We start from the raw sequence: 26,049 nt of genomic DNA, 5'->3' as shown, positions 1-26,049 counted from the left end.
TGGCGAATGGGGCGGCTTGTACAGCGATATTCTTCTTATTGTTCCGGTTTGTCCGTATTGGCACGGGCGGCGGCCCGATAGTGTACTGTTTGCGACCTTCTCGGTGAAGATCAGTCAAATGGCTATCCGCACCGAAGCCATTGGCACCGGCAGCCTTGGGGCCGCCGGTGCCTGATGTCTGTCAGAGAGCGGCCTTGACCTTCTCGGCAACCTCGGGGCTTACCCACTTGGTCCACATATCGGGATAGGTTTCGAGGAAGTACTTCGCCGCATCCTCGTTCGTGCCCTGGTTTTCCGTCATCCAGGCGAGAACCTTGCCGACCGTGCCGTTATCCCACTGGCGGGTCTTCATGTAATCCATGGCGACGCCCGCCTTTTCGGAGAAGGCTTTCGTCACGACGGTGAAGACGTCGGAGGTCGGGTAGGAGTTCACCTTGGGGTCGGGGCAATCGGGAACGGCCGTGCAGGCATCCCAGTCGGCCTTGTTGTGCTCGACGCCGAAGGACAGGCGCGTCATCTCGTACTGACCGAGAATGGCGGTCGGCGCCCAGTAGTAGCCGAGCCAGCCGGTCTTCTTTTCGAAGGCGTTGGCAATCGAGCCGTCGAGGCCGGCCGCCGAGCCGGTATCGACCAGTTCGAAGCCGTCGGCATCCGCGTTCAGCGCCCGGTAGAGGTTGGATGTCGATACCTGGCAGTTCCAGCCGGCGGGGCAATTGTGCACCGCGCCCTTCGACGGATCCTCCGGCGCCGGGAACAGGTCCGGATGCTTGAGCGCATCCTGCACGGTCTTGATATCAGGATGCGCGTCGGCGAGGAATTTCGGTATCCACCAGCCTTCCACGCCGCCTTCCGACAAGAGTGGCGCAAGCTGGATCAGGCGTCCCTCGGCGATGGCCTGGTCGAGCGGCGTGCGCACGGCGTTGACCCACATTTCCGGCGCGACATCAGGTTCGCCCTTCTCGTTCATGGAGGTGAAGGTGGGCATGGTGTCGCCCGTCACCAGGGTGACGTTACAGCCATAGCCGTTTTCGAGAATGATCTTGTCGACCTGTGCGGCGACGCCGGCCGACGCCCAGTTCATTTCGGCGATCGAAACATCGCCGCATTCCGCCGCCTGGGCGGACCCGGCAAAGCCATAAAGGCCGGCGGCGAGGATAGTGGAGGCAAAAAGCTTCTTCATCGGATTTAAGACCTCCCAGTCTTGAGATGCAGCGTTCATCCCGGAAGGCAGAGCAGGTTACTGCGTTGTCCCGACTGCCCGGTCTCATTGTTCGGCAGACGAGGGAATGCGATGCCAGGTGAGGCGAGCCAATCCCCCTGCTGCAAGGACGTCGAGCTTTTTTCTGTTCCCCGGCGTAACCCTGTCACCGGCGATCCGTCCGCGTACGTCACGGGGCAAGCCTACGGGTTCTTATTGAGAAATCAACCGCCTGAGAGGCAGGCAAGCGCTGCGTCGGGCGCGAGTCATGAGCGGAATGCTGAAAAACAGGTGTTCTTGCCGTCGAAAAATTGGGCGTTTGCCCCAGTGCGGGCAAATACTCGTGACCGATCCGCGCCGGGAACGCCGCTTCCTGTCCGGAAGCAGACAGATCGTGTCCGGATTACGCCGTTTCGCCCCGGCAGCCACTTTTTTCGCGGTTTTATAAAAAAATCGCGATTCACCTTTGCTTAAGGTCTCGATAACCGTCCGGTAACGATGTGGCGCTATTGATCTTCTCACGGCGGGGGACACTGCCGAACGCTCCGGAAAAGGTATTGCGTACCGGGGTGACTGGGCTCCGATGTGTTTTTGTCGGAAGCCGCCATGCGTATTTTGGCAAGCCGTGCACTTCCGTCAGGGGTGCGCGGCTTTTGTGTTTTAGCGATCCGGCAGGCAATAAAAACGTCGCCTCCCGGAGAGAGGCGACGCTGGATGCGAGCGGGACCTGACGTCGCGCTCGAAGGATCAGCCGATGTTGCGCGTGCGGATGACGCCGAGCGGGCCGAGCGGCACATCCATGACCTCGTTGCGCACACGCGACTGGTTCTGGGGAGCGACGCCGTTCCAGGCGATCTGTACGAAGTTCGGCTTGCTGAAGATGAACAGCATGGTCTTTGTCCTAAAAATCCGAAGCCACGCGCCTCGGCTGTCTGATGTCCCTCATATAGGTGCGCCGCAGAGAAAAATCAGCGTCGTTCACGGCGCAAAATGTCGCAAAAAGGATAGCATCCCAGCTATGCCGATCTTGCATGGCACGCTGTTGCGGAAATACATCGGAGCGCCGGGCCGGATTGCGGCAAAATTGCGGTAAATCAGGGCTTTCCGGTGGCGAGGCGCGGTGATAGGAAAAGCGCCATGACAAGAACGATCATGCTACAGGGCACCGGCTCGGATGTCGGAAAAACGGTACTGGTGGCGGGCCTCTGCCGCATGGCCGCCAACCGCGGTCTGACGGTGCGCCCGTTCAAGCCGCAAAACATGTCCAACAATGCCGCCGTTTCGGCCGACGGCGGCGAGATCGGCCGCGCGCAGTGGCTCCAGTCGCTTGCCGCGCGCGTGCCCTCCAGCGTGCATATGAATCCGGTGCTGCTCAAGCCGCAGTCGGATGTCGGCAGCCAGATCGTCGTTCAGGGCAAGGTCTTCGGGCAGGCCAAGGGGCGGGACTACCAGGCGCTGAAGCCCAAGCTCATGGGCGCGGTGATGGAGAGCTTCGAGACCGTGTCGGCCGGCGCCGACCTCGTGGTCGTCGAGGGCGCGGGTTCGCCGGCGGAAATCAACCTGCGGGCCGGCGACATCGCCAATATGGGGTTCGCCACCCGGGCCGGCGTGCCGGTCGTCCTGGTGGGCGATATCGATCGCGGCGGCGTCATCGCCTCGCTGGTGGGAACCCACGCCATTCTGCCGGACGAGGACCGGCGCATGGTCACCGGCTATCTGATCAACAAGTTCCGGGGCGATGTCACGCTGTTCGACAGCGGCATTGCCGAAATCGGCCGCTTCACCGACTGGCCATGTTTCGGTGTCGTGCCCTGGCTGAAGGATGCCGCGCGCCTGCCGGCAGAGGATTCCGTCGTGCTGGAGCGTCTGGCGAAGGGCGGCGGCGGGGCGCTCAAGGTCGCCGTGCCCGTGCTGCCGCGCATCGCCAATTTCGACGATCTCGACCCCTTGAAGGCTGAACCGCAGGTCGATCTCGTTTTCGTTCGGCCGGGGGAGGCGCTGCCGGCCGATGCCGGCCTTGTCGTCCTTCCGGGCTCGAAATCCACCATTTCGGACCTCCGCGATTTCCGCGCCGCAGGTTGGGACCGGGATCTTTCCTTTCATATGCGCCGCGGCGGCCGCGTCATCGGCATTTGCGGCGGGTATCAGATGCTCGGCCGCCGCGTGACCGATCCACTCGGCATCGAAGGCGGCGAGCGGGAGGTCGAAGGGCTCGGGCTGCTTGCGGTCGAGACGGAAATGGCGCCGGAGAAGACCGTGCGCAACAGCGACGCCCGCTCCCTGCAATATGATGTGCCGCTCGAAGGCTACGAGATCCACCTCGGCCGCACCACGGGGCCGGATGCGTTGCGTCCCTCCGTCAGCATAGACGGCCGGCCGGACGGCGCGGTCTCGCCGGATGGCCGCGTGATGGGAACCTATCTGCACGGCCTGCTTTCGAGCGATGCCTACCGGGCGCAGCTGCTTGCGGATTTCGGCATCGAGGGCGGCGGTTTCGATTACCGGGCCGGCGTCGATGCGGCACTCGACGGCGTGGCGGCCGAGCTTGCGGCCGTGCTGGATCCGCGCTGGCTCGACAGCCTTATGGGCATCCGCTGATTAAACTGCCGGCCTGAAACGTTCAGCCATCGGGTTTCTCCACTGTCGGTCGCGGCCGCACCAAAGTTGCGCCTGATTTCGGTGTAAGGAGGGACACTATCATGCCCGCTCTGCGGGTGCCGACGCCGTTGTGCGATCCGAAAGGGTGATTTGATGGGTTCTGGACCTCTTGCTCGATCTGTTCTGGTGGGCCTTGTCGGGCTGTCGCTCGCCGGTTTCCCGCTGGCTGCCTTCGCCCAGACGGCCAAGGAAACCACCAATGCCGGCAAGCGCTGGGAGGAGGAATTCGCCTTCTGGCAGAAAGCGTCTTCCGGCAGCGATGTCACGCAGTTTGAAAACTACCTGAAACAGTATCCCAACGGCACGTTCGCCTCGATGGCGCGTCTGCGTATCGCCGAATTGAAGGCCGCGGGCAATGCGAAGCCGGCGACGACGGCGTCCGACGATGCCGCCGCCAAGGCGAAGGCCGAGGAGGCGAAGGCGGCTGAAGAGGCCAAGCGCATTGCCGATGCGGAGAAGGCCAAGGCGGAGGACGCCCGCAAGGCCGCCGAGGCCGAAAAGGCGAAAGCCGAAGCGGCGAAGGCCGAGGCGGCCGCTGCCGCGGCCAGCAAGCTTGCGTCGGAAAAGGCCGCCGCCGAGGAAAAGGCGAAGGCCGAAGCCGCAGCCGCCGAAAAGGCGCGGGCAGAGGAAGCTGCCCGCCTCAAGGCGGAGGCGGACAGGAAGGCGGCCGATGAACGCAGGCTGGCGGCAGAGAAGGCTGCAGAAGCCGAACGCGTGAAGAAGGAAGCCGCCGCTGCAGCCGAAAAGGCCAAGGCGGACGAGGCGGCGCGCGTACAGGCCGAGGCTGAGCGCCGCAAGGCCGACGAGGCCGCCGCGGCCCAGAAGGCCCGCGCCGAGGCCGAGGCGAATGCCCGCGCTGCCGAAGCCGCGGCCGCCCGTGCCGAAGAGGCCAAGCGGCTGGAAGCGGAAAAAGCCGCGGCTGCCGAAAAGACCCGGCTGGAGCAGGAGGCGGCAGCCGCCCGCAAGCTGGCTGAGGAAAAGACGCGCGAGTTGGAGCGCCTGAAGGCGGAGGCCGCCAAGGCTGCGGCGGAAGCCGAGGCCAAGGCCGCCGAAGCCTCTCGCCTTGCCGCCGAGGCCAGGAAGCGTGCCGAGGAGGCCGAGGCCGCCCAGAAGCGCGCCACCACCAGTGGCCCGGCAACGGCAACGCGCGACGGCGCGGAGGCCGACAGGATCGCTGCGGCCAAGCGCGAGGAAGACACCTTCCAGAAGGCGGTGGTCGCCGGCTCGCGGCAGGCTTTCCAGGCCTATCTCGATGCCTATCCGCGCGGCCGCTATGCATCGGATGCGCGCGAACGGATGGCCGCCCTTTCGACCACCCCGACACAGAAGGTGGAAACCGAGCGCCTGGTCGAGGAGCGCCCCGTCGTCGATCCGCGTGAAGCCTATATGGAGCGCTCGACGCGCGTCCAGGCGCAGCGCTGGCTGAGCGCGCTGGGCTACAGCACCTATGGCGCCGATGGTGTCTTCGGCCCGCGCACCCGCGCGGCGATCGCCGCATGGCAGGGTGCGTCCGGCTACCGCGCCGATGGCTATCTTTCACGCCGGCAGTTCGCTGCCCTGCGCCAGGCCGCGCAATTCGCCGAGGCACGCCAGGCCAGCCGCGAGCGCCGCTACCAGCGCGAATACGATGTGCTCGAAGGCCCGGTCGACGGCTATTACGATGGCCCCTATTACGGCGATGACGGCTACTACCGCCGGCGCGGCGGCGTGGTGATCATCCCCGGCTATTGAGTTTGCGACGGCCGGCCGGCGTTTTCGGCACAGGCCATGCCGCTGGCTGTCGATTGACTTGTGGCGGCCGGCGGCATAATCATCCGACTATTGGATGGTTCTCTGGTCCGGAAACGGACCGGTGAGTAAATGGGAATGTGACGCGGCGGACCCAATCAGGGCGCTGCAATCACGGCCGACCCCGCGACTGTAGAGCAGCGAGGGACGCCCATCCGGAGGGAGGAATTTCGCGGGCGGGAGGGCAATGGTGTCCTTGAAGCGCGAAACGCCCACCGACCGGAAAAGCCACTGGGTGGCATCACGATAGCCGGGGCTGGACGCCTCTTTTTCTACGAATCGTCCGCCTGCGTGATGTGAAGAGACCTGGGAAGGTGAGGGTGGCCCGAAGGCGCTGATGCGCCGGACGCTGCGAGCCAGGAGACCTGCCAGCCAATGAGGGCATATCGCCCGACCTGGGGAGGGGCTTCCCCGGTGCCTGCACGGAGGTTGTCATGGCTGTTTCCAATACGTCTTCTATCACGCTTTCCGCGAGCGATCGCCTTGTCGCCGGCGTTCTCGCGCTGCTGCTCGGCGGGTTCCTCGTCTTCGGCGCCGGCCTTGCCAATTCGGCCGTGCTGCACGACACCGCGCACGATACGCGTCACTCCTACGGCTTTCCCTGCCACTAAGGAGTTTCTGACATGATCGTTCGTTATCTCCTGGCCGCCCTGGTGGCCGGGCTCTTCTCTGGCGTCCTGATGACGGCCGCCCAGGAGGCCCGCGTCGTGCCGCTCATCCTTCACGCCGAAGAATTCGAAGGCGATGAGGCGGCCCCCGCCACCGAAGGCACCACGCCGTCCACCGATGGCGCCGCCGCAACGCATGAGCATTCATCCTTGGGCGCCGTCGTCCTCGACGTCGCAGCTTACCTGTCGCCTGTCTCCGTCGCCTACGCCCACGATGCCGAAGGTCATGAAGACGGTGGCATCATGTTCGGCATGAGCCGGTTCTCCGGCACGCTGCTGGCCAACCTTGTGACGGGAGCAGGCTTCGCGCTGCTGCTTGCCGGTTTCAGCCTTGTCTCCGGCCATCCGATCACGGTCGCCAACGGGGCGCTGTGGGGTGCTGCGGGCTGGCTTGCCGTGCATATGCTGCCGGCCATCGGCCTGCCGCCGGAACTGCCGGGCTTCCCGGCCGCGGACCTGACGCAGCGTCAGATCTGGTGGGTTGCAGCGGTCGTGCTGTCGGCGGCGGGGCTCTACCTGCTGTTCCTCAAGCCGGGCATCGTGGCCAAGATCGCCGGGGTGGTGCTGATTGCCGCGCCGCAGGTCTATGGCGCGCCGCAGCCGTCGGACATTTCCAGCGCGGTTCCGGCCGTTCTCGGTGCGGAGTTCGCCGTCGCGGCCCTTGCCACGACGCTGTTCTTCTGGATCGTGCTCGGCCTTTCGCTGGGCTTTGCCAACGAAAAGATCGCCAAGGCTGCCTGATATGACGCTGACATCGCCCGGAGCCGTCCTGGTTCTGGGCGGTGCGCGTTCCGGAAAATCCGCTTTTGCCGAAAGGCTGGTCGCCGAGACCGGCCTTTCGCGTCATTATATCGCCACCGGCCGCGCCTGGGATGACGAGATGCGTGAACGCATCGCCAGGCACCGGGAAGACCGCGGCGACGGCTGGCAAACGCATGAGGAACCGCTTGCGCTCGCGGCCCGGATAACCGATGTCGCGCGTGCGGACCGTGCGGTCCTCGTGGATTGCCTGACCCTCTGGCTCACCAATCTGATGCTGGAGGAACGCGACATCGCGCAGGAATTCGCCGGCCTCCTGTCGGCCATCGCACAGGCGCCGGGCCGTCTTGTCTTCGTTTCGAACGAGGTCGGCCTGGGCATCGTGCCTGAAAACCGCATGGCGCGCGACTTTCGCGACCATGCCGGGCGGCTCCACCAGCAGGTGGCGGCGCTCGTACCGGAAGTGTATTTCGTTGCGGCAGGACTGCCGCTGAAAATGAAGGGTTGAGCCATGCTGCAACAGAAGATCCCCGCCACCGTCATCACCGGCTTCCTCGGGGCCGGCAAGACGACGATGATCCGCAACCTCCTGCAGAATGCCGGCGGCAAGCGCATCGCGCTCATCATCAACGAGTTCGGCGATCTCGGCGTCGACGGGGACGTGCTGAAGGGCTGCGGCGCGGAAGCCTGCACCGAGGACGATATCATCGAGCTCACCAACGGCTGCATCTGCTGCACCGTGGCCGACGACTTCATCCCCACCATGTCGAAGCTGCTGGAGCGGGAGAACCGCCCGGACCATATCGTCATCGAGACCTCCGGCCTTGCCCTGCCGCAGCCGCTCGTCGCCGCCTTCAACTGGCCGGAAATCAAGACGCAGGTGACGGTCGACGGTGTCATCACCGTGGTCGACAGCGCCGCCGTCGCGGCCGGCCGTTTCGCCGACGACCATGACAGGGTCGACGCGCTGCGCGTCGAGGACGACAATCTCGACCACGAAAGCCCGCTGGAAGAGCTCTTCGAGGACCAGCTGACCGCTGCCGACCTCATCGTGCTCAACAAGACCGATCTGCTCGACGCCGCCGGTATCCAGACCGTGCGCGACGAAGTCGCCTCGCGCACCGCCCGCAAGCCTTCGATGATCGAGGCGAAGAACGGGGACGTGGCCGCCGCCGTGCTGCTCGGCCTCGGCGTCGGCACGGAAGACGACATCGCCAACCGCAAGTCGCACCATGAACTGGAACACGAGAACGGCGAGGAACACGACCACGACGAATTCGACAGCTTCGTCGTCGAACTGCCGGCGCTTGCCGATCCGTCGGCCTTCATCGAGCGCCTCAAGGGCGTGATCGCCGAGCACGACGTGCTGCGCGTCAAGGGATTTGCCGATGTGCCCGGCAAGCCGCTGCGCCTGCTCATCCAGGCGGTGGGCAGCCGCATCGACAGCTATTTCGAGCGCGCCTGGGCGCCGGGCGAAACCCGCGGCACCCGCCTCGTCGTCATCGGCCTGCACGACATGGATGAGGCCGCCGTGCGCGCCGCCATCGCCGCGGCGGTGTGATATCGGGATGAGCATGCGGCGGCACCCCCCTCTGGCCTGCCGGCCATCTCCCCCACAAGGGGGGAGATCGGATGAGGCGACGGCTTGCCCCGCTGTCTTGCCTGGACGCCGCCGCTCAATCTCCCCCCGAGTGGGGGAGATGTCACGAAGTGACAGAGGCGGGTATGCCTCCTTGGCGGTCCTCTCGCAGCAGGGAGGCGCTGCATGCATCTCCTGCTAGCCCAGAAGGGCACCATCGCCGACGGAAAGGAGGCGATCGACCTTGGTCAGACGCCGGGCGATATCCTCTTCCTCTCCGCTGCCGATACGGAACTGGCCTCCATCGCCGCCGCCCACCGTGCGCGGGGCGGTGAGACGCGCCTTCGTCTGGCGAGCCTCGCGACGCTGTCGCATCCGATGTCGGTCGATACCTATATCGAGCGCACGGCCCGGCACGCCCGGCTCATCGTCATCCGCGCGCTCGGCGGCGCGAGCTATTTCCGCTACGTGCTGGAAGCCCTGCTGGCGACGGCTGTCGCCAACGATGTCAAGCTCGTCGCGCTGCCCGGCGACGATCGTCCCGATGAGGGCCTGATCCCCTTCAACCGCATCGAGGATGCCGACCGACGGAACCTCTGGGCCTATCTCAACGAGGGTGGGGCGGAAAATGCCGACCGTTTCCTCGCCTATGCCGATGCGGTGGTGTTTGGCGGCGAGAAACCGGCACCGGCGACGCCGCTCGAAAAGGCCGGCATCTGGTGGCCGGGGCGCGGCGTGGTGGATGTGGAAGCGTGGCAAAAAGAGTCTGCGGGGACTCCCGTCTCCTTCTCCCCCACGGGGAGAAGGTGGCCCGAAGGGCCGGATGAGGGGGCTTGTACCCCGGCGACGGTCGGTGCCGCCCCCTCATCCCGCTGCCGCGACCTTCTCCCCGCCGGGGAGAAGGGGAAGGGGGAGAGCCCTCGGCTTATTGGCGAACCCGAAGGCGAATTCCCCGGCAGGCCGGAGGGGGGTATCGGCGGAGCAGGCCGTCCGACCGTCGCCATCGCCTTCTACCGCGCCTATGTCCAGAGCGGCGAAACTCGCCCGGTCGAAATGATGATCGAGGCGCTGGCGGCGGAGGGCATCCGCGCCCTGCCGCTCTTCGTCTCCAGCCTCAAGGAGCCGGTTTCCATCGAAACCGTCCGCGCCGCCTTTGCGGAGGTCCGGCCGGAGGCCGTGCTGAATGCCACGAGCTTTGCCGTTTCCGCGCCCGGCGCCGGCCGCAAGCCGACGGTGCTCGACGAAACCGGTGCGCCGGTGTTGCAGGTCGTCTTCTCCGGCTCGTCGCGCGAGGCGTGGCAAGCGTCGGGGCAGGGGCTCACGGCGCGCGATCTCGGCATGAACGTCTCGCTGCCGGAAGTCGATGGCCGGGTTCTGTCCCGCGCCGTCTCCTTCAAGGCGGCCGCGCGGTACGACGAGCGCGTCGAGACCAACATCGTCAGCCTCGATCCGGTCGAGGACCGCATCCGCTTCGTTGCGAAGCTCGCCGCAGGGTGGGCGCGGCTTCGGCGCACCGCGCCGGCCGAACGCCGGGTCGCCCTCGTCATGGCGAACTATCCCAACCGCGATGGCCGCCTCGGCAACGGCGTCGGCCTCGATACGCCCGCCGGCACGATGGAAGTGCTGCGCGCCATGGCGGCGGAAGGTTATGCGGTGGCGGACCTGCCGGAGGATGGCGATGCGCTGATCGCCCATCTCATGGCGGGCCCCACCAATGCGGCGAACGACGGCCGTGAAATCCGCGAAACCCTTTCGCTCACTCATTACAAGGTCTTCTTCGCTTCGCTTCCGACATCGATTCAACAGGAGATGACCGGCCGCTGGGGCGCGCCGGAAGACGATCCCTTCGTGACCGGCGAGGTCTTTGCCCTGCCGCTCGCCCGTTTCGGCGAGACGCTGGTCGGCATCCAGCCGGCGCGCGGCTACAATATCGATCCCAAGGACACCTACCATTCGCCGGATCTCGTGCCGCCGCATGGTTATCTCGCCTTCTACGCCTTCCTGCGCCTGCATTACGGCGCGCATGCCATCGTGCATATGGGCAAGCACGGCAATCTCGAATGGCTGCCGGGCAAGGCGCTGGCGCTGTCGGAAGCCTGTTACCCCGAGGCCGTGCTCGGCCCGGTGCCGCATCTCTATCCCTTCATCGTCAACGATCCCGGGGAAGGCACGCAGGCCAAGCGCCGCTCCGCCGCCGTCATCATCGATCACCTGACGCCGCCTTTGACCCGCGCCGAAACCTACGGCCCGCTGAAGGACCTCGAAGCCCTCGTCGATGAATATTACGAGGCCTCGGGCGGTGATCCGCGGCGCATCAGGCTGCTGACGAAGCAGATCCTCGATCTGGTGCGCGATATCGGCCTGGACAGCGACGCCGGCATCGCCAAGTCGGACGGCGAGGAGGCCGCGCTGCAAAAGCTCGACGCCTATCTCTGCGACCTCAAGGAAATGCAGATCCGCGATGGCCTGCATGTCTTCGGCGTCTCGCCCGAAGGGCGCCTGCTGACCGACCTGACCGTTGCGCTGGCCCGGGTGCCGCGCGGCCTGGGCGAGGGCGGCGAGGCGAGCTTGCAGCGTGCCATCGCAGCCGACGCCCTGGGCGAGACGGATTTCGACCCGCTCGACTGCATCCCTTCCGATCCCTGGACCGGCCCGCGGCCGCAGATCCTTGCCGGGCAATCCGAAGCCGCCTGGCGCAGCAAGGGCGATACGGTGGAGCGCATCGAACTGCTTGCGGCAAGGCTGGTGGATGGCACATTGGGCTGCCCGGCCGGCTGGCTCGCCACGCGCGCCGTGCTCGACGTCATCGAGACATCCATCCGGCCTGCCATTGCCGCCTGCGGCCCGGCGGAAATCACGGCGTTGATGCGCGGCCTCGACGGGCGGTTCGTCGAGCCCGGCCCCTCTGGCGCGCCGACGCGCGGGCGACCGGATGTTCTGCCGACCGGGCGCAACTTCTATTCCGTCGACAGCCGTGCGGTGCCGACGCCGGCGGCCTGGGAGCTTGGCCGCAAGTCCGCCGAACTCCTCGTCACCCGCTATGCGCAGGATCACGGCGAATGGCCGACCTCCTTCGGCATCACCGCCTGGGGAACCTCCAACATGCGTACCGGCGGCGACGATATCGCACAGGCCATGGCGTTGATCGGCGTGAAGCCGACCTGGGATATGGCATCGCGCCGCGTCACCGGCTTCGAGATCATTCCACCGGCGACGCTGCGTCATCCGCGCGTCGACGTGACCTTGCGCATCTCCGGCTTCTTCCGCGATGCCTTCCCCGAACAGATCGCGCTTTTCGATCGCGCCGTGCGGGCGGTGGGTGCCCTCGACGAGGATGATGCGGACAACCCCATTGCCGCCCGTATGCGGGCGGAAGCCGCGGCGCTTGCGGCCCGGGGCGCCTCCGAAGCGGAGGCCGCCAGACAGGCGGGCTTCCGCATCTTCGGTGCGAAATCGGGCGGTTATGGCGCCGGCCTGCAAACCATGATGGACGAAGGCCTGTGGACGAACCGGGGCGACCTTGCCGACGCCTGGCTCGACTGGGGCGCACACGCCTATGACGGCGAGGGCGACGGCGTGCCGATGCGCGAACGGCTGGAGGCGCGCATGAAGAGCCTTCAGGCCGTCATCCAGAACCAGGACAGCCGTGAGCACGATCTGCTCGACAGCGACGAGTACTACCAGTTCGAGGGCGGCATGGCGGCAGCGGCGGAGCACCTGTCCGGCCGCCAGCCCGTCATGTACCACAACGACCTGTCGCACCCGGAAAAGCCCGTCGTGCGCACGCTGGAAGACGAGATCGGCCGCGTCGTGCGCGCCCGCGTGGTCAATCCGAAATGGATCGACGGCGTGATGCGCCACGGTTACAAGGGAGCCTTCGAGATCGCCGCGACGGTCGATTTCATGTTCGCCTTCGCCGCCACGACAGGGGCGGTCAAGGACCATCACTTCGAGGCCGCCTACCGGGCTTATCTGCTGGATGAACGCGTGCGCGATTTCCTGATGGAGAAGAACCCGGCCGCACTCGTCGAAATGGCGGCACGCTTTGCCGAGGCGATCGATCGGGGCCTGTGGACGCCGCGCTCCAATTCGGCGCGTTATGATCTCGACATGCTTGGGAAGAGGAGGGCATCGTAATGAACCTTACCGGCCATTGCCTTTGCCGATCTCTGGCGTTCGAGGTGACCGGCGATATTCTTCGCACGGGACATTGTCACTGCGAGAGTTGCCGACGCGCCACCTCTTCGCCGGTGACGACATTTTTCTGCGTCGCGACCGCCGATGTGGCATTCCGCGGCGACACGCTTCGCCATTATGCATCCTCGCCCGGCGTCCGTCGTGGCTTCTGCAACGGATGCGGTTCACCCGTGAGCTTCGAAACCGAAGGCCGACCGGGTGAGATCGACCTTTATGTTGCCGCGCTGGAGGACGCCACGGGCGTCGAGATCACCCAGCACTGGTATTGGAACGAGCGTGTCTCCTGGCTTCGTTGCGAGGACGACTTGCCGAAACGGGAAGACTGACATGACCGAAAACCACGACGACACCGCCGGCATGACCGAGGCCGAGCTCGCCCGCCACTCTGAAAAGATGGCGAAGAAGAAACAGGCGCGCGAAAAGATCATGGCGACGAAGACCGATGAAAAGGGTCTCGTCATCGTCCATACCGGCAAGGGCAAGGGTAAGTCGACCGCCGGCTTCGGCATGATCTTCCGGCATATCGCGCACAAGAAGCCCTGCGCCGTCGTGCAGTTCATCAAGGGCGCCTGGCAGACCGGAGAGCGCGACCTGATCGAGGCGCATTTTTCCGATCTCTGCCAGTTCTACACGCTCGGCGAGGGCTTTACGTGGGAAACGCAGGACCGTGCGCGCGATGTCGCCATGGCGCAGACGGCCTGGGAGAAGGCCAAGGAGCTGATCCGCGACGAGCGCAACTCCATGGTGCTGCTCGATGAGATCAACATCGCGCTGCGCTACGACTATATCGACGTCAACGACGTCGTCGACTTCCTCAGGACGGAAAAGCCCTACATGACCCATGTCGTGCTGACGGGCCGCAACGCCAAGGAAGAGCTGATCGAGATCGCCGATCTCGCGACCGAGATGGAACTGCTCAAACACCCGTTCCGCTCTGGCATCAAGGCGCAGCAGGGCGTGGAGTACTGAGGGCCGATCAACGCTTAATTCGCCTGCCTGCCGGTCTTGTGCGCGCAGGCGACAGCGAGGCTACCACCCCAGCCACACCCGGATCGGATGGGCCGGGTCGGCCATCAGGCGGATGGCGAGCGCGATCGAGGTGACGACGAGGAGCGGCTTGATGATCCGGGCGCCGTTTCTCATCGCCACGCGTGAACCCACCTGTGCGCCGAGGAACTGGCCGACACCCATGGTCAGCCCCACCTTCCACAGCACGACGCCGTAGAGAATGAAGACGACGAAGCCGCCCAGATTGGAGCCGAAGTTCAGAAGCTTCGTGTGCGCCGTCGCCTTCAGCACGCCGAATCCGGCCAGCGTCACGAAAGCCAGCATGAAGAACGAACCGGTGCCCGGGCCGAACACGCCGTCATAGAAGCCGACCAGCGGTACGATGGTGACGGTGAACAGGAAGACGCTCATGCGGCGGTGCTTGTCGAGATCGCCGATATTCGGCTTGAGGCCGAAGTAGATCGCGATCGCCACCAGCAGGAACGGCATGAAGATTTTCAGGACATCGCCGGGCACGACCGTGGCCAGCAGCGCACCGAATACCGAACCGATGGTCGCCGCCGCCGCCATGGGCAATTGCTCGCTGAGCCGCACATGGCCGGCGCGCGCATAGGCTATCGTGGCTGATCCCGAGCCGAACAGCGATTGCAGCTTGTTCGTCCCCAGCGTCTCCAGCGGCGGAATGCCGGCCAGCAGCATTGCCGGAATGGTGATCATGCCCCCGCCGCCGGCGATGGAATCGATGAAGCCGGCGAGGAAAGCGGCAAGGAACAGCAACAAGAGAAGGTGGAGGGCGATATCGGCCACGGCGGGACTCGGGAGCAAAAGGGGACGTCGCGTGACCTTCTGTCAGACTGGGGGCCGAAAAGCAAAGCATGTCGACGCTATGCCTCCGCACTCTGCCGCAACCCGCGCCTTGCATGCCGCAATCCGGTTTGACCGGCCTTGCCCCCTCCGGTACTAAGGAGGCAGCGACGGTGCCCGCCAGGCGGGCCGAGCGGTGTCCGGTGCGGCCGACCCAGGCGGGGCCATAGCCGGAACTGTCGGAAGACGGCGAAGCCGGGCCCTTTCGCGTGGAATTTTGCGAGAGACTGCCATGCGCGCTGCGGCCCCATCCCCAGACACCGGACGACCAAGGCTTGTCCTCGGCCTCGGCTGCGAACGCGGCACGGCGCCGGAAGAACTGGTCGCGCTTGCCCTGTCCGTCGTCGATCGCCCGGACGATATCGCTTTCGTCGCCACGCTGGATGTGCGGGCCGGGGAACCGGCCATGCAGGCCGTTGCCCGCCATTACGGCGTCCCGCTCGTGACGTTCACCGCCGCGCGCCTCGAAGCCGAGACGCCGCGCCTCGCCAATCCGTCCGATATTGTCTTTGCCCATACCGGCTGCCACGGCGTGGCGGAGGCCGCCGCCCTGGCGCAGGCGGGTGAGAAGGCGCGGCTCGTGCGCGGCAAGACGAAATCCGCCCATGCGACCGTCGCCATCGCCGAATCATCTCAATCGTTTGCGGCGCTTTCCTCGCAAACCGATTCGGCTTCTTCGCATATCGATTCAAGGGAGCGCGTGTGATGAACGCCCTGTTCTCCGCTCTTCCGGTCATCGAGAAAGGCAGCGTCTGGCTGGTCGGTGCGGGGCCGGGCGATCCCGGACTTCTCACGCTGCATGCCGCCAACGCGCTGCAGCAGGCCGATGTCATCGTGCATGACGCGCTCGTCAATGCCGAATGCCTGTCGCTTGCGCGGCCGGGCGCAACGCTGGAATTTGCCGGCAAGCGTGGCGGCAAACCCTCGCACAAGCAGCGCGACATCTCGCTCAGGCTGGTCGAACTGGCGCGGGCGGGCAACCGCGTGCTGCGGCTGAAGGGGGGCGATCCCTTCGTCTTCGGCCGCGGCGGGGAGGAAGCGCTTACGCTCATCGAGCACGGCATCCCCTTCCGCATCGTGCCGGGCATCACCGCCGGTATCGGCGGGCTTGCCTATGCCGGCATCCCGGTCACACACCGCGAGGTCAACCACGCCGTCACCTTCCTGACGGGCCATGATTCCTCCGGCGTCGTTCCCGATCGCATCAACTGGGAGGGCATCGCCAAGGGCTCGCCCGTCATCGTCATGTATATGGCGATGAAGCATATCGGCCAGATCGCCACCAATCTCATGGCGGCCGGCCGCGCGCCGGATGAGCCGGTCGCCTTCGTCTGCAATGCCGCGACCGCCGAACAGACGGTGCTGGAGACGTCGCTTGCCCGCGCCGAGGCGGATATGGCGGCGGCCGGCATCGAGCCGCCCGCCATCGTCGTGGTCGGCGAGGTCGTGCGCCTGCGTGCCTCGCTCGATTGGCTCGGCGCCTTGACGACCGGCCGCAGGCTCGCGCCGGACCCGTTCGGGGCGAGCGCGCTCAAGGACCCGGCATGAGCGGATTGCTCATCGCAGCACCTGCCTCCGGCTCCGGCAAGACGACGGTGACGCTGGGCCTGGCGCGCGCCTTCGCCGATGCCGGGCTCGACCTCGTCTCCGGCAAGGCGGGGCCGGATTACATCGATCCTGCGTTTCACGCCGCCGCCAGCGGAAGACCCTGCTTCAACTATGATCCCTGGGCGATGCGGCCGGACCTCATCCGCGCCAATGCCGCGCTCCAGGCGGGCGAGGGCAGCTTCCTGCTCGTCGAGGCGATGATGGGCCTGTTCGACGGCGCCATGGACGGCACCGGCACGCCTGCCGACCTTGCCGCCATGCTCGATCTGCCGGTGGTGCTTGTCGTGGATTGCAGCCGCATGTCGCAATCCGTGGCCGCACTGGTGCACGGCTATCGCGGGTATCGCAGCGATATCCATGTCGCCGGCGTTATCCTCAACAAGGTCGGCAGCGACAGGCACGAGGCGATGCTGCGCGGCGCGCTGGAGGCGGGCGGGGTTGAAATCTTCGGCGTGCTCGGGCGCGATGCCGCACTCGCCTTGCCGGAACGCCATCTTGGCCTCGTCCAGGCCGGCGAGCACACGGCGCTGGAGGGCTTCATCGCCCACGCGGCCGCGGTCGTTCGCCGCAGCTGCGATCTCCAGCGCCTCGCGGCCGTGGCGGAGACACGACGCGCGCCGCCCGCCGCGCCCGCCGTGTCGCGCCTGCCGCCGCTTGGCGCGCATATCGCCGTGGCCCGCGATCGCGCTTTCGCCTTCTCCTACGAGCATCTGCTGGCGGGATGGCGCGCGGCAGGCGCAGCCCTGTCCTTCTTTTCTCCGCTGGCCGATGAGGCGCCCGACGCAGGCGCCGATGCCGTCTATCTTCCCGGCGGCTATCCCGAACTCCACGCCGGCGCCCTTGCCAATGCCGCCCAATTCCGCCTAGGCATGCAGGCGGCAGCGCGCCGGGGAGCGCGTGTCTATGGCGAATGCGGAGGCTATATGGTTCTGGGAGAGGGGATCGTCGCTGCGGATGGCACCGGGCACGCCATGCTCGGGCTTCTGCCGCTCGTCACCAGCTTTGCCGAACGTCGCCGCCATCTCGGCTATCGCCGTGTCACGCCGCTGGCAGGTTCCGGTTTTGCCGGCCCCATGACGGCCCATGAGTTCCACTATTCGACCGTGCTGCACGAGGGCGATGCGGATCGGCTCTTTGCCGTCACCGATGCCGTGGGCGAGAATCTCGGCCAGGCCGGCCTTCGTCGCGACACGATCAGCGGCTCCTACATGCATCTCATCGACCTCGCCCCGGTGGCGGCATGACCGCGCCGCCTATCGTCCACGGTGGCGGCATTGCCGCGGCGGCCGCGCGCTTCGGCGGCAAGCCGGAGGACTGGCTCGATCTTTCCACCGGCATCAACCCCAATCCCGTCGCCGTTCCCGAGATCGACGCCGCCGCCTGGCATCGCCTGCCGGATCGGCATCGGCAGGACGCCGCCCGCGCCACCGCCGCCCGCTATTATCGCACGCCGCACGTCCTGCCGCTGCCCGTGCCCGGCACGCAATCCGTCATCCAGCTTCTGCCGCGCCTTGTGCCGGCGGGCCGGCGCGTCGCCGTCCTGTCGCCGACCTATGGCGAATATGCCCGCGTGCTGAGCAATGCCGGCATTGCCGTCGACCGGGTGGACGGCCTCGATGCGGTGACGGAAGCACACGGCCTCGTGGTCGTCGTCAATCCGAACAATCCCGATGGCCGCTTCTTCCAGCGTGAAACCCTTCTGGACCTCCATCGCCGGGTCGAGGCATCTGGCGGCATTCTTCTGGTCGACGAGGCTTTCGGCGATATGCGCCCGGACGACTGCATCGCGCCGCTTGCCGGCGATGACAGACCCGGTCTTGTCGTCTTCCGCTCCTTCGGAAAATTCTTCGGGCTTGCCGGCCTTCGGCTGGGCTTCGTCGCCGGCCCGTCCGCCGTTCTGGAGACGTTGGCCGATGGCCTCGGACCCTGGGCCGTGTCAGGCCCGGCGCTGACCATCGCGACAACGCTGATGGCCTCCGATACGACAGCCATCCGGCATGCCATCCAGCAACGCAAGGCGGCGCTCGATCGGGTCCTTGCCGGGGCCGGGTTGGTGTCGGCCGGCGACACGGGCCTGTTTTCACTGGTCGAACACGCGTCGGCCAAGGACCTGCACCTGCATCTCTGCCGCCAGCATATCCTCGTGCGTCCCTTCGACTATCATCCGCGCTGGCTGCGCTTCGGTCTCACGCCGGATGGGACGTCCGACACCCGGCTGGCGGCGGCGCTTCGTGATTTTGCGGGCTGACCGATGACGCAGACGCTCTTCATCCTCTTTTTCGCGCTCGTGCTGGATCGGCTGATCGGCGATCCCGATGCGATCTGGCGGCGCGTGCCGCATCCGGTCGTGCTGTTCGGCCAGGCCATCGGCCTGATGGACCGGCTGTTCAACGGCAAGCGCCTGTCCGCCGAAACGCGGCGCTTCAATGGTGCGGCCTGCATCGCCGTCCTGCTGGCCGCGAGTGTGCTGCTCGGCTTCGTCATGCACCGTCTTCTCGCCGCGATCGGGCCGCTCGGTTTGCTCGTGGAGGTCGTCGTGGTCGCGGTCTTCCTCGCCCAGAAAAGCCTGCTGGATCACGTTCGCGCCGTGTCGGAGGGCTTGAAACAGGGCGGACTCGAAGGCGGGCGGCGCGCGGTGTCGATGATCGTCGGTCGCGATCCGGCAACGCTCGACGAGCATGCCGTCTGCCGTGCCGGCATCGAAAGCCTTGCGGAGAACTTTTCCGACGGCGTCGTCGCACCGGCCTTCTGGTATGCGCTGTTCGGCCTGCCGGGCCTGTTCGCCTACAAGATGCTGAACACCGCCGATTCGATGATCGGCCACAGGAACGCGAAATATCTGGACTTCGGCTGGGCCTCCGCCCGGCTGGACGACCTGGCCAACTGGCCGGCGGCGCGGCTGTCGGTCCTCTTCATCGCCGCCGGCGCCTGGCTGGCCAAGGGCAAGGCGTTTGCGCGGCTCGCCGTCAGCACCGCCCTGCGGGATGCCGGCCTGCACCGTTCGCCCAATTCCGGCTGGCCGGAAGCGGCCATGGCCGGCGCGCTCGGCATCGGCCTCGCCGGCCCCCGCATCTATGGCGGCCAGCGCGTCGACGAACCCATGATGAACGCCAGCGGTCGCACCACGGCCACCCCCGCCGATATGGATCTCGCGCTGCGCATCTTCTCGGCAGCCTGCGCTGCACTGTCCTTCACGATACTTGTTCTGGCACTCTGCGCCGTCGTTTTGTGAACGCGTGATAGTAAAGCTCGTGCGCCCGCATCTGGTATTCGCTAAATTTTTATACCTTAACTTCGTTTTGTTTTCGCCATCCCCGTCAATATTGCGGAAGGATGAAACGTCTATATTCTGTGCCATCGGGAGACATGGCGTTCAGCATTTCAGAAATCGATAGAGAGGGAAATCATGCGTAGTTTTCTTGCGACTGCCGTCGCATTTCTTCTTGTGCTGTTCCAGGCGGAGACGGTGCTTGCCGCCAATCTGGTAGCGCAGGTCAATCTTTCTTCGCAGACCATGACCGTTACTCAGAACGGCGTCGTGAAGCATCGCTGGCGTGTTTCCACGGGGCGCAAGGGCTTCAACACGCCGACGGGCAGCTGGTCGGCCAAGTGGGCGTCGCGCAACCACCGTTCGCGCAAGTACAACAACGCGCCGATGCCCTATGCGATCTTCTTCAAGGGCGGTTATGCCGTGCATGCGACCTATGAGACGCGGCGCCTCGGTCGCCCTGCGTCGCATGGCTGCGTGCGGCTTTCGCCAAGCGATGCGGCGACGTTCTACCAGCTGGCCAACCGCCACGGCCTGCCGAACACCCGCATCGTCATCACGCGCTAGAGCATTTCCAGCCGAAGCGAAGTCGCTTCGGCGTCGGATAATGCGGTAAAAACAGGAATCTAGCGCATTTCCGGTGAACCGGAGTTCACCAGAAATGCGCTGGTATCGTCAGTCATTGCCGGCATAGCGCATGAGGCGGTCCATGTCGGGCACGCTGACATGGCGGTTGTTTTCGATGCGGATGACGTTTTCCTTGCGCAGCTTGGTGAACTGGCGGCTGACCGTCTCGATGGTCAGGCCGAGGAAATCGGCGATGTCGGCGCGCGAGAGCGGCAGGTCGAAGACGGTGGTCTCGATGTTTTCCGGGTCGACATGGGTGGCGATCAGGTGGAGGAAGCTTGCGACCTTCTCCTGCGCCGTCTTGCGGCCGAGCGTCAGCATCCAGTCGCGGGCTTCGTCCAGCTCCTTGAGCGCCTGGCGGTGCAGCTTGTGCTCCAGCTCCGGTGTCCGCCTGACGAGGCGGTCGAGCACCTGGCGCGGGAAGTTGCAGACCTCGCTTTCGGTCGCGGCCTCCGCGGTGATGGCGCTTTCCTCAAGGAAGGGGCGACCGAGGAAATCGGGTGCGAATTGCAGGCCGACGATCTGCTGGCGGCCATCGGCCATGACCTTGGTCAGCTTCACGACGCCGCGGATGATGTTGGAATAGTTCACCACCGTCTCGCCCTGGCCGATCACTTCGGCGCCGGTGTCCAGGCGATGGCGGGAGGAATGCTTGTTGAGTTCGCAGAGCTGCTCGGGCGTCAGCACGCCGCAAACGCCGCCGTGGCGTGCCTCGCAGGCGCGGCAGACCACCGGGATATCGGAATTGTGGATATCTTGGCGACGAACTTCCATGTCGATTTCCTTTGGCCCGATGGCACAACGCTGCCGTGCTATCGCAAGGTGCCGCCAACATAAAGAGTGTCGCGCAGCGGCAAAATAGCGCTTTCTGACTATTGTCAAATCCTAGCCCATCCAATCGGCTTTTCACTTGATCAAAATCAAATGGCGCGCGGCATTTCGGGTTTATTTGGCTGATCAGCAAGGAGATGATCATGCAGGACGCACTCGTAGAACGCCTTTCCGCGCCGGTTCCCCGCTACACGAGTTATCCGACCGCGCCGCATTTCGACGAGAGCGTGGGGCCGGATGCCTATGCCGGGTCGCTCGCGGCGCTGGGTTCTGCCAATCGGCTGTCGCTCTACGCCCACATTCCCTATTGCGACCGGCTCTGCTGGTTCTGTGCCTGCCACACCAAGCACACGCTGCGCTACGAGCCGGTGGAGGCCTATCTGAAGGGGTTGCATGCGGAGATCGCGTCCGTCGGCGCGCGGGTATCGCGCGCGGCGTCGGTGACGGCGCTGCATTTCGGCGGCGGCTCACCCACCATGCTGCGGCCCGATGACCTCGTGGCGCTGAAGGACTGTCTTGCGCATCATTTCGCCTTTTCCCCGGAGGCCGAGATCTCGGTGGAGATGGACCCGAACGATCTCGACGATGCCAGGCACGATGCGCTCGCGGCCATCGGCATGACGCGCGCCAGCCTCGGCATCCAGGATTTCGACCCCAAGGTCCAGAAGGCGATCAACCGCATCCAGACCTTCGAGCAGACGCGGGGCGTTGTGGAGGCCGCACGGGCGCGGGGCGTGCGCTCCGTCAACTGCGACGTCCTGTACGGGCTGCCTTACCAGACGCTGGAGACGATGGCCGAGACCGTGCGCGCGGTGATTTCGCTCGCGCCTGATCGCATCGCGCTGTTCGGCTATGCGCATGTGCCTTGGATGAAGAAGCACCAGTCGATGATCGCCGAGGCTGCGCTGCCCGGCATCGTGGCGCGCTTCGAGCAGATGTCGATGGCGGCGGAGATGCTGGTTTCGGCCGGTTACGAGGCGATCGGCATCGACCATTTCGCGCTGCCGGCCGACCGGCTCGCCGTGGCTGCACGGGAGGGCACGCTGCGCCGCAATTTCCAGGGTTATACGGACGACCGGGCGGATGCCCTGATCGGGCTCGGCGCATCGTCCATTGGGCAATTGCCGCAGGGTTATATCCAGAACATGCCGGCGACGGGCGAATATCTGCGTCGCGTTGAGGAGGGCGGCCTTGCGGTGGTGCGCGGCTACGCTCTGACCGAGGAGGATCGCGCTCGCGCCTGGGTCATCGAACGCGTCATGTGCGATTTCGGCTTTTCGCTGGCCGATCTCGCGAAGCGGCATCCGGCATTTTCCGCCGTCATTCGCGGGGAGGCGGGGCGTTTCGTCGCGACGGATCGGGACGGGCTGGCGACGCTTGAGAGCGAGCGCTTCGTGCTGACGCAGGCCGGCCGACCCTTTGCCCGCACGGTGGCCGCCACCTTCGACGCGCATCTTGCGAGCGGCCGGGGACGGCACTCCATTGCCGTGTGAGGGCTGTTGCCGCGGCAACACAGCCTTGCGGGGAATGCAGGTCCCTCATCAACCCCATTGGCAATCGCGTCGGTTTTCCATATAGGATCGCGCGACTATAGATTCATGAGGTATGGGCGTGACTGCTACATTCGACAAGGTTGCCGACATCATTGCTGAAACCAGCGAGATCGATCGCGAGACGATCACGCCGGAAAGCCACACGATCGACGATCTCGGCATCGACAGCCTCGATTTCCTCGACATCGTCTTTGCGATCGACAAGGAATTCGGCATCAAGATCCCGCTGGAACAGTGGACGCAGGAAGTCAATGAAGGCAAGGTTGCGACGGAAGAATACTTCGTCCTGAAGAACCTCTGCGCGAAGATCGACGAACTGCGGGCCGCCAAGGCCTGATATGCGGCGCCCGGCCGCCTTTCGGGCGGCGATGTTCCGGACGAACCCGGCGCAGAGGGCTATCGGCCTGCCGTCTTCGGCAGGCCTTTCGATTTTCGGCAAAGGCTAATCCGATGCTGCTAGAATATTTCCAGATGATCGACCGGGTGGAAGCCGTCGATGCTGCGCGCCGCACCCTGAAGGCCCGCTCCGTCGTTCCGTCCAAGAGCCCGGTCTTTGAAGGTCATTTCCCCGGCATGCCGCTCGTTCCGGGCGTGCTCCTCATCGAGACCATGGCGCAGGCATCCGGCTTTCTCGTGCTGGGCGCATCGGATTTCGCCGCCATGCCCTTTCTGATGAGCGTGGACGGCGCGAAGATGCGCACCTTCGTCGAGCCCGATGCAGTGCTCGACATCGAGGTCGTGCTGGAGCATGAGGGATCCGGCTACGCCGTGACGAAGGCGAAGATTTCGTCGGCCGGCAAGAAGGTATGCGACACGCAGCTGAAGCTGCGCACCATGCCGTTTGCCGAGGTGCCGCTTGCCGATATCGTGCGCAAGCGCGCCGAAGAGGTGGGTTTGTTGGAGGCGCTAGCCGCGTCTGCTGAAGGGAAGTGAGTATGGCCAAGGCGAACAACGATGTTGTCATCACCGGCGTGGGTATCGTCACCTGTCACGGTGTCGGCGCCGAGGCGCATGTGCAGATCCTCGGCGCGGCCGCAGCGCCCGGGCTGAAGATCGAGACGGAGCGTTTTTCGCCCTATCCCGTGCATCCCATGCCGGAAATCGACTGGAACCAGCAGATTCCCAAGCGTGGCGACCAGCGCCAGATGGAAAACTGGCAGCGCCTCGGCGTCTTCGCCGCCGGCCTCGCGCTTGACGATGCCGGTTTCAAGGACGATGCGGACGCCTGCGGCACCATGGACATGATCGTGGCGGCCGGCGGCGGGGAGCGCGACATCACGGTCGATTCGCTCATCGTCGACGAGGGCCTGAAGCGCAACGACCGCGAACACCTGCTCAACGAGAAGCTGACGACCGAGCTGCGGCCGACGCTTTTCCTCGCGCAGCTTTCCAACCTGCTCGCCGGCAACATTTCCATCGTGCACAAGGTCACGGGCTCCTCGCGCACCTTCATGGGCGAGGAAGCGGCCGGCATCAGCGCCGTGGAGACGGCGTTCCACCGCATTCGCTCGGGCCAGTCGACGCACACGCTGGTCGGCAGTGCGCTGGTGGCCGAGCGGCAGGACGTCATCCTGCTTTACGAGGCGCTCGGCGCGCATGCCACGGGCGGCTGGACGCCCCTGTGGTCGCGTGACGAGACGGCCGGCGGCGGCATCATCACCGGCTCGGCCGCCGCCTTCCTCATTCTGGAATCGCGCGCGCATGCCCAGGCGCGCGGGGCGCGCATCTATGCGACCATCGACGCCATCGGCGGCGACCGCGGCTCGCGCGACGCGGGCCGCCTGGAAGCGCGCCTTGAGCAGCTGGCCGACGGAGCAAAGGCCGGTGCGGAGACTGTCGTCTTCTCCGGCGCCTCCGGTGCACATGACGTTACGGCCCGTGAAAAGGCCTGGCTCGGCACCCGTTTCGAAGGCAGCGCCGTGCGCGGCTATAGCGGCGTCATCGGGCAGTCGCTCGAGGCGCAGTTCCCGCTGGGCTTGGCGCTCGCCGCGCTGACGCTCGGTGCGGGCATCACGGTCGCGCCCTTCGACACGGCCGCCGAGACCGCCATGAGCGCACCCGCCGCAACCGCCGTCGTCACCACGGTCGGTCATTCGCGCGGCGAGGGCGTCGCAATCCTTTCCGCAGAGAAGTGAGGGTAGGGCCATGACGAAAGCCGCTTACAGGGATCATCTCGGTCGCCCCATCGTCGCCGTGACCGGCATGGGTGTCGTCACCTCGCTCGGGCAGGGCCTCAAGGACAACTGGGCCGCGCTGACCGGTGGCGTCTCCGGCATCCACGCCATCACGCGTTTTCCGGTGGACGGGCTCAACACCCGCATTTCCGGCACGGTCGATTTCATCGAAGTGCCGGTCGAAAACCCGGTCGAGCGCTCCTATGCCTATGCCCGGGAGACGACCGACGAGGCGCTGGCGCAGGCCGGCATTTCCGGCGATTTCGGTGGTCCGCTCTTTCTGGCAGCACCGCCCATCGAGCCCGACTGGCGCGACCGCTTCGCGCTCGCCGACCGGGCGCCGGCCTCGCAGCGCCCGGGCGACGCCTATGACCGCTTCCTGTCCGTGCTGCGCGAACAGCCGAGCCCGGAACTGCACGAGGCATGGTCCTTCGGTTCGATCTCCGAACGCCTGTCCGACCGCTACGGCACGCGCGGGCTGCCGGTGACGCTCTCGACCGCCTGCGCGTCGGGTGCGACCGCGATCCAGCTCGGCGTCGAGGCGATCCGCCAGGGCCGCACGGAGCGCGCGCTGACCGTCGGCACCGATGGCTCGGTGACCGCCGAGGCGCTCATCCGCTTTGCACTTCTGTCCGCGCTGTCGACGCAGAACGACCCGCCGACCAAGGCTTCCAAGCCGTTCAGCAAGGACCGCGACGGTTTCGTCATCGCAGAAGGCGCGGCGACGCTCGTGCTGGAATCGCTGGAATCGGCCATTGCCCGCGGCGCCAAGGTGCTCGGCATCCTCAAGGGCTGCGGCGAGAAGGCCGATCATTTCCACCGCACGCGCTCGTCGCCGGACGGCGGCCCCGCCATCGCGACCATCCGCGCGGCGCTGGAAGATGCCGGCATCGACGAAAGCGGCATCGGCTATATCAACGCCCATGGCACGTCGACGCCCGAAAACGACAAGATGGAGTATCTCTCCATGTCGACCGTCTTCGGCGACCGGCTGGCGGGCATTGCGGTTTCGTCCAACAAGTCGATGATCGGCCACACGCTGACGGCGGCTGGTGCGGTCGAGGCCGTGTTCTCGATCCAGACCATGCTGACCGGGACGCTTCCGCCCACCATCAACTACACGAACCCCGACCCGACCATCCAGCTGGACGTCGTGCCGAACGTGAAGCGCGATGCGCAGGTCACGGCGGTTCTCTCCAACTCCTTCGGCTTCGGCGGCCAGAACGCCAGCCTCGTGATGACGGCCGAACCGGCCTGATAGGAAATTGA

25 protein-coding genes and 1 riboswitch are annotated in these 26,049 nt (G+C 65.7%); of the genes, 21 read left to right on the top strand and 4 right to left on the bottom strand.

Going from position 1 to position 26,049, the window contains the following annotated elements:
• Nucleotides 1-16: 16 nt before the first annotated feature.
• Entirely contained in the window at nucleotides 17-175 is a 159-nt protein-coding gene (locus GR158_RS00785; protein WP_160869352.1) for a hypothetical protein, read from the top strand.
• 6 nt (nucleotides 176-181) lie between these two features.
• Here GR158_RS00785 and GR158_RS00780 read toward each other — a convergent pair whose 3' ends face one another.
• Nucleotides 182-1,180 (bottom strand): ABC transporter substrate-binding protein, encoded by a 999-nt coding sequence (locus GR158_RS00780; protein WP_160869350.1) that lies wholly within the window; start codon nucleotides 1,178-1,180, stop codon nucleotides 182-184.
• Nucleotides 1,181-1,945: 765 nt separating this feature from the next.
• Nucleotides 1,946-2,089 (bottom strand): hypothetical protein, encoded by a 144-nt coding sequence (locus GR158_RS25065; protein WP_202402104.1) that lies wholly within the window; start codon nucleotides 2,087-2,089, stop codon nucleotides 1,946-1,948.
• Nucleotides 2,090-2,335: 246 nt separating this feature from the next.
• Between GR158_RS25065 and GR158_RS00775 the strand changes: the two genes are divergently transcribed.
• From GR158_RS00775 to cobO, 9 genes are all read left to right on the top strand, one after another.
• The gene (locus tag GR158_RS00775) at nucleotides 2,336-3,796 is read left to right on the top strand and encodes a cobyric acid synthase (RefSeq protein WP_160869348.1); all 1,461 of its coding nucleotides are present in this window, start codon (nucleotides 2,336-2,338) and stop codon (nucleotides 3,794-3,796) included.
• 153 nt (nucleotides 3,797-3,949) lie between these two features.
• Entirely contained in the window at nucleotides 3,950-5,587 is a 1,638-nt protein-coding gene (locus GR158_RS00770) for a peptidoglycan-binding protein (protein WP_160869346.1), read from the top strand.
• A gap of 78 nt (nucleotides 5,588-5,665) precedes the next feature.
• Nucleotides 5,666-6,032: riboswitch (cobalamin riboswitch) on the top strand.
• A gap of 46 nt (nucleotides 6,033-6,078) precedes the next feature.
• Nucleotides 6,079-6,255 (top strand): CbtB domain-containing protein, encoded by a 177-nt coding sequence (locus GR158_RS00765; protein WP_134649446.1) that lies wholly within the window; start codon nucleotides 6,079-6,081, stop codon nucleotides 6,253-6,255.
• Nucleotides 6,256-6,267: 12 nt separating this feature from the next.
• Nucleotides 6,268-7,053, top strand: coding sequence for a CbtA family protein (locus GR158_RS00760; RefSeq protein WP_160869344.1), 786 nt, complete (start codon nucleotides 6,268-6,270; stop codon nucleotides 7,051-7,053).
• A gap of 1 nt (nucleotide 7,054) precedes the next feature.
• The gene (cobU, locus tag GR158_RS00755) at nucleotides 7,055-7,579 is read left to right on the top strand and encodes a bifunctional adenosylcobinamide kinase/adenosylcobinamide-phosphate guanylyltransferase (protein ID WP_134649444.1); all 525 of its coding nucleotides are present in this window, start codon (nucleotides 7,055-7,057) and stop codon (nucleotides 7,577-7,579) included.
• 3 nt (nucleotides 7,580-7,582) lie between these two features.
• A complete protein-coding gene (gene cobW, locus GR158_RS00750) occupies nucleotides 7,583-8,632 on the top strand; it encodes a cobalamin biosynthesis protein CobW (protein ID WP_160869342.1) in 1,050 nt (349 codons plus the stop codon).
• Between the two features lie 204 nt (nucleotides 8,633-8,836).
• Nucleotides 8,837-12,787, top strand: a complete 3,951-nt coding sequence (gene cobN / locus GR158_RS00745) for a cobaltochelatase subunit CobN (protein WP_160869340.1) — start codon at nucleotides 8,837-8,839, stop codon at nucleotides 12,785-12,787.
• Nucleotides 12,787-13,173, top strand: a complete 387-nt coding sequence (locus tag GR158_RS00740; protein ID WP_246665500.1) for a GFA family protein — start codon at nucleotides 12,787-12,789, stop codon at nucleotides 13,171-13,173. The genes cobN and GR158_RS00740 overlap by 1 nt, the downstream gene beginning before the upstream one ends.
• Nucleotide 13,174: 1 nt before the next feature.
• Entirely contained in the window at nucleotides 13,175-13,816 is a 642-nt protein-coding gene (gene cobO / locus GR158_RS00735; RefSeq protein WP_160869336.1) for a cob(I)yrinic acid a,c-diamide adenosyltransferase, read from the top strand.
• Nucleotides 13,817-13,876: 60 nt separating this feature from the next.
• Here the strand turns inward: cobO and GR158_RS00730 are convergent, their stop codons facing one another.
• Complete coding sequence (locus GR158_RS00730) at nucleotides 13,877-14,662, bottom strand: TSUP family transporter (protein WP_160869334.1); 786 nt, start codon at nucleotides 14,660-14,662, stop codon at nucleotides 13,877-13,879.
• Nucleotides 14,663-14,951: 289 nt separating this feature from the next.
• On the opposite strand from GR158_RS00730, the gene GR158_RS00725 reads away from it, so the two are divergent.
• The 6 genes from GR158_RS00725 (at nucleotide 14,952) to GR158_RS00700 (ending at nucleotide 20,162) form a co-directional block, all read left to right on the top strand.
• Nucleotides 14,952-15,425 carry a cobalamin biosynthesis protein gene (locus tag GR158_RS00725; protein ID WP_160869332.1) on the top strand — a complete coding sequence of 158 codons (474 nt, stop codon included), beginning with the start codon at nucleotides 14,952-14,954 and terminating at the stop codon, nucleotides 15,423-15,425.
• Entirely contained in the window at nucleotides 15,425-16,267 is an 843-nt protein-coding gene (gene cobA / locus GR158_RS00720; protein ID WP_160869330.1) for a uroporphyrinogen-III C-methyltransferase, read from the top strand. Before GR158_RS00725 ends, cobA begins: the two co-directional genes overlap by 1 nt.
• Complete coding sequence (locus tag GR158_RS00715; protein ID WP_160869328.1) at nucleotides 16,264-17,571, top strand: cobyrinate a,c-diamide synthase; 1,308 nt, start codon at nucleotides 16,264-16,266, stop codon at nucleotides 17,569-17,571. The genes cobA and GR158_RS00715 overlap by 4 nt, the downstream gene beginning before the upstream one ends.
• Nucleotides 17,568-18,575, top strand: coding sequence for a threonine-phosphate decarboxylase CobD (gene cobD, locus GR158_RS00710; RefSeq protein WP_160869326.1), 1,008 nt, complete (start codon nucleotides 17,568-17,570; stop codon nucleotides 18,573-18,575). Before GR158_RS00715 ends, cobD begins: the two co-directional genes overlap by 4 nt.
• Before the next feature lie 3 nt (nucleotides 18,576-18,578).
• The gene (cbiB, locus tag GR158_RS00705; protein ID WP_160869324.1) at nucleotides 18,579-19,559 is read left to right on the top strand and encodes an adenosylcobinamide-phosphate synthase CbiB; all 981 of its coding nucleotides are present in this window, start codon (nucleotides 18,579-18,581) and stop codon (nucleotides 19,557-19,559) included.
• 174 nt (nucleotides 19,560-19,733) lie between these two features.
• Nucleotides 19,734-20,162, top strand: a complete 429-nt coding sequence (locus GR158_RS00700) for a L,D-transpeptidase (protein WP_160869322.1) — start codon at nucleotides 19,734-19,736, stop codon at nucleotides 20,160-20,162.
• A gap of 108 nt (nucleotides 20,163-20,270) precedes the next feature.
• On the opposite strand, the gene GR158_RS00695 is transcribed toward GR158_RS00700, so the two are convergent.
• Complete coding sequence (locus GR158_RS00695) at nucleotides 20,271-20,996, bottom strand: Crp/Fnr family transcriptional regulator (protein ID WP_160869320.1); 726 nt, start codon at nucleotides 20,994-20,996, stop codon at nucleotides 20,271-20,273.
• 200 nt (nucleotides 20,997-21,196) lie between these two features.
• Here GR158_RS00695 and hemN point away from each other — a divergent pair, with 200 nt between their 5' ends.
• The 5 genes from hemN to GR158_RS00670 all read left to right on the top strand — a co-directional run bounded on the left by hemN (nucleotide 21,197) and on the right by GR158_RS00670 (nucleotide 26,038).
• Nucleotides 21,197-22,546 carry an oxygen-independent coproporphyrinogen III oxidase gene (gene hemN, locus GR158_RS00690; protein ID WP_160869318.1) on the top strand — a complete coding sequence of 450 codons (1,350 nt, stop codon included), beginning with the start codon at nucleotides 21,197-21,199 and terminating at the stop codon, nucleotides 22,544-22,546.
• A gap of 112 nt (nucleotides 22,547-22,658) precedes the next feature.
• Nucleotides 22,659-22,943 carry an acyl carrier protein gene (locus tag GR158_RS00685; RefSeq protein WP_134650064.1) on the top strand — a complete coding sequence of 95 codons (285 nt, stop codon included), beginning with the start codon at nucleotides 22,659-22,661 and terminating at the stop codon, nucleotides 22,941-22,943.
• 113 nt (nucleotides 22,944-23,056) lie between these two features.
• On the top strand, nucleotides 23,057-23,539 hold the full coding sequence (locus GR158_RS00680; RefSeq protein ID WP_134650063.1) for a 3-hydroxyacyl-ACP dehydratase FabZ family protein: 483 nt from the start codon (nucleotides 23,057-23,059) through the stop codon (nucleotides 23,537-23,539).
• Between the two features lie 2 nt (nucleotides 23,540-23,541).
• Entirely contained in the window at nucleotides 23,542-24,741 is a 1,200-nt protein-coding gene (locus GR158_RS00675) for a beta-ketoacyl-ACP synthase (RefSeq protein ID WP_160869314.1), read from the top strand.
• 10 nt (nucleotides 24,742-24,751) lie between these two features.
• Nucleotides 24,752-26,038: a beta-ketoacyl-ACP synthase gene (locus GR158_RS00670; RefSeq protein WP_160869312.1), complete on the top strand. Its 1,287-nt coding sequence runs from the start codon at nucleotides 24,752-24,754 to the stop codon at nucleotides 26,036-26,038.
• Nucleotides 26,039-26,049 lie beyond the last annotated feature (11 nt).

Source organism: Shinella sp. AETb1-6, assembly GCF_009826875.1.
GTDB classification, from domain to species: Bacteria; Pseudomonadota; Alphaproteobacteria; order Rhizobiales; family Rhizobiaceae; genus Shinella; species Shinella sumterensis.
The sequence above is the reverse complement of the archived record's forward strand: the minus strand, read 5'-3'. Positions and strand labels throughout refer to the sequence as shown.

Bases quoted from the DNA above. Each gene is read 5' to 3' on its own strand.
- GR158_RS00775 (WP_160869348.1), top strand. From the start codon at position 2,336: ATGACAAGAACGATCATGCTACAGGGCACCGGCTCGGATGTCGGAAAA.
- GR158_RS00780 (WP_160869350.1), bottom strand. From the start codon at position 1,180: ATGAAGAAGCTTTTTGCCTCCACTATCCTCGCCGCCGGCCTTTATGGC.
- GR158_RS00685 (WP_134650064.1), top strand. From the start codon at position 22,659: ATGGGCGTGACTGCTACATTCGACAAGGTTGCCGACATCATTGCTGAA.
- GR158_RS00715 (WP_160869328.1), top strand. From the start codon at position 16,264: ATGAGCGGATTGCTCATCGCAGCACCTGCCTCCGGCTCCGGCAAGACG.
- GR158_RS00675 (WP_160869314.1), top strand. From the start codon at position 23,542: ATGGCCAAGGCGAACAACGATGTTGTCATCACCGGCGTGGGTATCGTC.
- cobU (WP_134649444.1), top strand. From the start codon at position 7,055: ATGACGCTGACATCGCCCGGAGCCGTCCTGGTTCTGGGCGGTGCGCGT.
- GR158_RS00765 (WP_134649446.1), top strand. From the start codon at position 6,079: ATGGCTGTTTCCAATACGTCTTCTATCACGCTTTCCGCGAGCGATCGC.
- cobD (WP_160869326.1), top strand. From the start codon at position 17,568: ATGACCGCGCCGCCTATCGTCCACGGTGGCGGCATTGCCGCGGCGGCC.
- cobA (WP_160869330.1), top strand. From the start codon at position 15,425: ATGAACGCCCTGTTCTCCGCTCTTCCGGTCATCGAGAAAGGCAGCGTC.
- cobW (WP_160869342.1), top strand. From the start codon at position 7,583: ATGCTGCAACAGAAGATCCCCGCCACCGTCATCACCGGCTTCCTCGGG.
- GR158_RS00725 (WP_160869332.1), top strand. From the start codon at position 14,952: ATGCGCGCTGCGGCCCCATCCCCAGACACCGGACGACCAAGGCTTGTC.
- GR158_RS00700 (WP_160869322.1), top strand. From the start codon at position 19,734: ATGCGTAGTTTTCTTGCGACTGCCGTCGCATTTCTTCTTGTGCTGTTC.
- GR158_RS00680 (WP_134650063.1), top strand. From the start codon at position 23,057: ATGCTGCTAGAATATTTCCAGATGATCGACCGGGTGGAAGCCGTCGAT.
- cobN (WP_160869340.1), top strand. From the start codon at position 8,837: ATGCATCTCCTGCTAGCCCAGAAGGGCACCATCGCCGACGGAAAGGAG.
- GR158_RS00740 (WP_246665500.1), top strand. From the start codon at position 12,787: ATGAACCTTACCGGCCATTGCCTTTGCCGATCTCTGGCGTTCGAGGTG.
- cobO (WP_160869336.1), top strand. From the start codon at position 13,175: ATGACCGAAAACCACGACGACACCGCCGGCATGACCGAGGCCGAGCTC.
- GR158_RS00670 (WP_160869312.1), top strand. From the start codon at position 24,752: ATGACGAAAGCCGCTTACAGGGATCATCTCGGTCGCCCCATCGTCGCC.
- GR158_RS00770 (WP_160869346.1), top strand. From the start codon at position 3,950: ATGGGTTCTGGACCTCTTGCTCGATCTGTTCTGGTGGGCCTTGTCGGG.
- GR158_RS00695 (WP_160869320.1), bottom strand. From the start codon at position 20,996: ATGGAAGTTCGTCGCCAAGATATCCACAATTCCGATATCCCGGTGGTC.
- hemN (WP_160869318.1), top strand. From the start codon at position 21,197: ATGCAGGACGCACTCGTAGAACGCCTTTCCGCGCCGGTTCCCCGCTAC.
- GR158_RS00760 (WP_160869344.1), top strand. From the start codon at position 6,268: ATGATCGTTCGTTATCTCCTGGCCGCCCTGGTGGCCGGGCTCTTCTCT.
- cbiB (WP_160869324.1), top strand. From the start codon at position 18,579: ATGACGCAGACGCTCTTCATCCTCTTTTTCGCGCTCGTGCTGGATCGG.
- GR158_RS25065 (WP_202402104.1), bottom strand. From the start codon at position 2,089: ATGCTGTTCATCTTCAGCAAGCCGAACTTCGTACAGATCGCCTGGAAC.